The following is a 4,338-nucleotide window of genomic DNA, read 5'->3' as shown; positions in this document are numbered from 1 at the left end:
ATTTGTCCTTTCTCGAGCTTAGCTTTTCTTCAACCCACTACAGTTGACAAAGAGCCAAATTAAAAAGCTAGAGTTCCGCAATTGGAAATCTCTAGCTTTTTTGTGGCTGAGAACTATTTTGTCTCAGATTCTTTTAGTGTCTGACTTAAATAATTGTTCTTCTGGGAACTAAATCGAATTAAGCTTCGATTTCTGTAACCATACCTGAACCAACAGTACGTCCACCCTCACGGATAGAGAATGTAGTACCTTGTTCTACGGCGATTGGGTGGATCAACTCAACGTCGATTGTCACGTTATCACCAGGCATTACCATTTCAGTACCTGCTGGAAGTTCGATTGAACCTGTAACGTCAGTAGTACGGAAGTAGAATTGTGGACGGTAGTTGTTGAAGAATGGAGTGTGACGTCCACCTTCTTCTTTAGTAAGGATGTAAACTTCACCTTTGAATTTAGTGTGTGGGTTGATTGAACCTGGTTTAGCAATAACTTGTCCACGTTCGATTTCATCACGTTGAACACCACGAAGAAGGACACCTACGTTATCTCCGGCAAGACCTTCGTCAAGTTGTTTACGGAACATTTCAACACCAGTAACAACTGCTTTTTGAGTTTCTTCTTTGATACCAACGATTTCGATTTCGTCGTTGACTTTAACGATACCACGGTCGATACGTCCTGAAGCAACTGTACCACGACCAGTGATTGAGAATACGTCTTCGACTGGAAGAAGCAATGGTTTGTCAGTGTCACGTTCTGGTTCTGGGATGTACTCATCAACTGTGTTCATCAATTCCATAACGATATCTTCGTATTTAGTGTCACCTTCAAGGGCTTTAAGAGCTGAACCTTGGATAACTGGAAGATCGTCACCTGGGAAGTCGTATTCTGACAATAGGTCACGGATTTCCATTTCAACCAATTCAAGCAATTCTTCGTCGTCAACCAAGTCAACTTTGTTCATGAAGACGATAAGGTGTTTAACACCAACCTGACGTGAAAGAAGGATGTGCTCACGAGTTTGTGGCATTGGTCCGTCAGTTGAAGCTACTACAAGGATAGCTCCGTCCATTTGAGCGGCACCAGTGATCATGTTTTTAACGTAGTCCGCGTGTCCTGGAGCGTCGATGTGAGCGTAGTGACGTTTTTCAGTTTCGTACTCAACGTGCGCAGTGTTGATTGTGATACCGCGTTCGCGTTCTTCTGGAGCAGCATCGATAGACGCATAGTCTTTAGGTTGGTTAACAGCTGAAGGCAAGCGACGTGCCAAAACAGTTGTGATAGCTGCTGTCAAAGTAGTTTTACCGTGGTCAACGTGTCCGATAGTACCAATGTTAACGTGTGGTTTACTACGATCGTATTTTTCTTTTGCCATTTGAGTAAAAGCCTCCAATAAAATATATTTTATAGATAGACAGTAGGCAATACAGTCTAACTTTCCTTACTATTTTATCAAATTTCAGCTAAATTGCAAGTGTTTTACAAAGTTTTTGTGAATTATTCTTAATCTGCTAATCTAAACGGTATTTCTACTCCCATCACTTCTTTAATGAAAAAGAAAAATCAGGAATATCCTGACTTTTACTTAGCTAATTGTCTTTCTCGTTCTTTCATTATTTTATGATTTTCATACAAACGTGATAAAAACTTAGAAATTTCTTTTAAGATAGAATAGGTTGGTACTGCAACAATCATACCAATGACACCATAGATATTACTTGATAACAAAAGTAATACTAAAATCGTAATTGGATGGACTTTCATCACTCCACCAACGATTCGAGGGTAGAGGATATTTCCATCCACTTGTTGAATAATCAGCATATAAATAACTGCAATCAGCATTCTATGGGGATCAGTAAAGACATTGGCGATAATCATCGGAATCAGACCAATACTTGGTCCTACATAAGGAATGAGATTGGCTAATCCTGAAAAGATAGCGAAGACCAAAGCGTATTTCAAACCGATTACACTATATCCGATAAAGGCCAAACAGCCAATAATAATCGCATCAATGGCAACTCCACTAATATAGCGAGCGATTGTAGTATTCAAATTCTTTAAAAGACCTGCAATATGCAACTTATCTCTCTTTAAAACAGTGCGCTCAAGCATCGGCAAAAATTTGTTACCATCTAACAAAAAATAAACCAAAAACACAGGGGTCATAATAATAATCAAAACGGTACTAAAGAGAGCTGATAGAACACTTCCGACACTATTGGTAACGCTATTTAGGATATTTTGTAAAATATCTACATAGGATAGATTTAACTGTTGAATAGTCGCTTGAATATCTAAATTTTGAAAGGCTGGATAAGTAGATAAATCCACAATCAAATCTTGCAAACGGCTATAAATTGTCTGACTTGTTGCTATCAAACTGGTCAACTGATTAATCAAAATCGGTAAGAGATAGACTACCCCAATAACTAGCCCCCAGACAAAAGCACACAAGGTTAGTAGAATACCAATGATACGGTTAATTTTGAAATACTTTTGTAAAAAATTTACAATAGGATTGGTCAAATAATATAAAAAACCACCTAAAAGAAAGGGAATCATTATAGTGTTTGCGACACTTACAAAAGGCGTTATAATCCCACCCATCTGTCTCCATAAATAAAAGATGATGGTTAATAGTAAAATCTCACTGGTCCAAAAAAATAATTTATTCTTACGAAACATGAAGTACCTCCATTCATCTATTTTACCACACTTTCAAAAAAGCTTCTTTCTTATATCATGAAACTGGGAATATTTTTTTCTTTATGATAGAATAAACTTACTATGAAAAAAATAATTTTAACTCTCCTAAGCCTTTCCGTTATTGGGGCAGCATCTACTGTTGATGCTCAAGATTTTAATATTGCTGCTAAACATGCAATTGCTGTTGAGGCAAATACCGGTAAAATTCTCTATGAGAAAGATGCAACCCAGCCAGTTGAAATTGCTTCGATCACAAAATTGATTACTGTTTATCTTGTCTATGAAGCCTTGGAAAACGGTAGTATTACACTATCAACTCCGGTAGATATCTCTGATTATCCATACAAATTAACGACAAATTCTGAAGCGAGTAACGTTCCTATGGAGGCTCGTAATTATACCGTCGAACAACTACTGGAAGCAACCCTAGTATCCAGTGCTAACAGTGCAGCTATTGCGTTAGCTGAAAAAATTGCTGGCTCAGAAAAAGATTTCGTCGATATGATGAGGGCAAAGCTCTTGGAATGGGGCATTCAGGATGCCACTGTTGTCAATACGACGGGTCTTAACAATGAGACTTTAGGGGATAACATTTACCCAGGATCTAAAAAAGATGATGAAAACAAGCTCAGTGCTTATGATGTCGCTATCGTTGCTCGCAATCTCATCAAAAAATACCCACAAGTCTTAGAAATCACTAAAAAACCTTCATCTACTTTTGCTGGGATGACAATCACTTCTACCAACTACATGTTAGAAGGCATGCCTGCTTATCGCGGTGGTTTTGATGGCCTTAAGACAGGAACAACAGACAAAGCTGGAGAATCTTTTGTTGGTACTACTGTCGAAAAAGGGATGAGGGTTATCACAGTTGTTTTGAATGCAGATCATCAAGACAATAATCCTTACGCTCGCTTCACAGCTACATCTTCACTAATGGATTATATCTCTTCTACATTCACACTTCGTAAAATCGTTCAGAAAGGTGATGCTTATCAAGATAGCAAAGCCCCTGTACAAGATGGAAAAGAAGATACTGTCACTGCTGTTGCCAAAGATGATATCACTCTAATTGAACGTGTTGGGAGTCAAGCTTCCCAATCTATTCAATTCACACCTGATTCTAAGGCAATTCCAGCACCACTTGAAGCCGGAACAGTGGTTGGACATTTGACTTATGAAGACTCAGACTTGATTGGTCAAGGTTACATTACCACAGAGCGTCCTAGTTTTGAAATGGTAGCAGAAAAGAAAGTTGAAAAAGCCTTCTTCTTAAAAGTTTGGTGGAATCAATTTATCCGATTTATCAACGAAAAATTATGATATTATAAACTTCTTAAAGCTAAAAAATTAATATTATATTTAAAAAGAACTGAGTCTGAATTGTAATGAGCTCTTCTTTTTAAAACTTTTATTTATAGATATCGCTTTGAATTATAATAAAATTTATCCTATACAGAACGAAACTTGGTTAACAATAGAACTTAATTACAGCAAAAAGAGTCTGGGACAATAGTCCCTTATTTCCAAAAAAAGCAACGGATTTGCCGTTGCTTTTTTGCATGGTTACGATAGTCTTGGTAAAATAGAATTGCTTAATAAATCATTTAGAAAGGCCATCCCATG

Annotated in this window: 3 protein-coding genes; 1 reads left to right on the top strand and 2 read right to left on the bottom strand. The window is 37.4% G+C overall.

The genetic code is table 11. The features are described from left to right. Window positions 1–178: 178 nt before the first annotated feature. Entirely contained in the window at window positions 179–1,375 is a 1,197-nt protein-coding gene (tuf, locus tag GEZ85_RS09900; RefSeq protein ID WP_001040721.1) for an elongation factor Tu, read from the bottom strand. A gap of 206 nt (window positions 1,376–1,581) precedes the next feature. Then, window positions 1,582–2,691 (bottom strand): AI-2E family transporter, encoded by a 1,110-nt coding sequence (locus tag GEZ85_RS09895; protein WP_153210187.1) that lies wholly within the window; start codon window positions 2,689–2,691, stop codon window positions 1,582–1,584. A gap of 102 nt (window positions 2,692–2,793) precedes the next feature. Here GEZ85_RS09895 and pbp3 point away from each other — a divergent pair, with 102 nt between their 5' ends. Continuing rightward, window positions 2,794–4,035 (top strand): D-alanyl-D-alanine carboxypeptidase PBP3, encoded by a 1,242-nt coding sequence (gene pbp3, locus GEZ85_RS09890; protein WP_153210188.1) that lies wholly within the window; start codon window positions 2,794–2,796, stop codon window positions 4,033–4,035. The last annotated feature ends 303 nt before the right edge of the window (window positions 4,036–4,338 follow it).

Origin of the sequence: Streptococcus mitis (assembly GCF_009496205.1) — a bacterium.
In the GTDB taxonomy this organism is placed as follows: domain Bacteria; phylum Bacillota; class Bacilli; order Lactobacillales; family Streptococcaceae; genus Streptococcus; species Streptococcus mitis_BN.
This window is presented reverse-complemented; position numbering and strand designations above follow the sequence as displayed.

Coding starts and splice junctions, on each gene's coding strand:
- tuf (WP_001040721.1), bottom strand. CDS start 1,375: ATGGCAAAAGAAAAATACGATCGTAGTAAACCACACGTTAACATTGGT.
- pbp3 (WP_153210188.1), top strand. CDS start 2,794: ATGAAAAAAATAATTTTAACTCTCCTAAGCCTTTCCGTTATTGGGGCA.
- GEZ85_RS09895 (WP_153210187.1), bottom strand. CDS start 2,691: ATGTTTCGTAAGAATAAATTATTTTTTTGGACCAGTGAGATTTTACTA.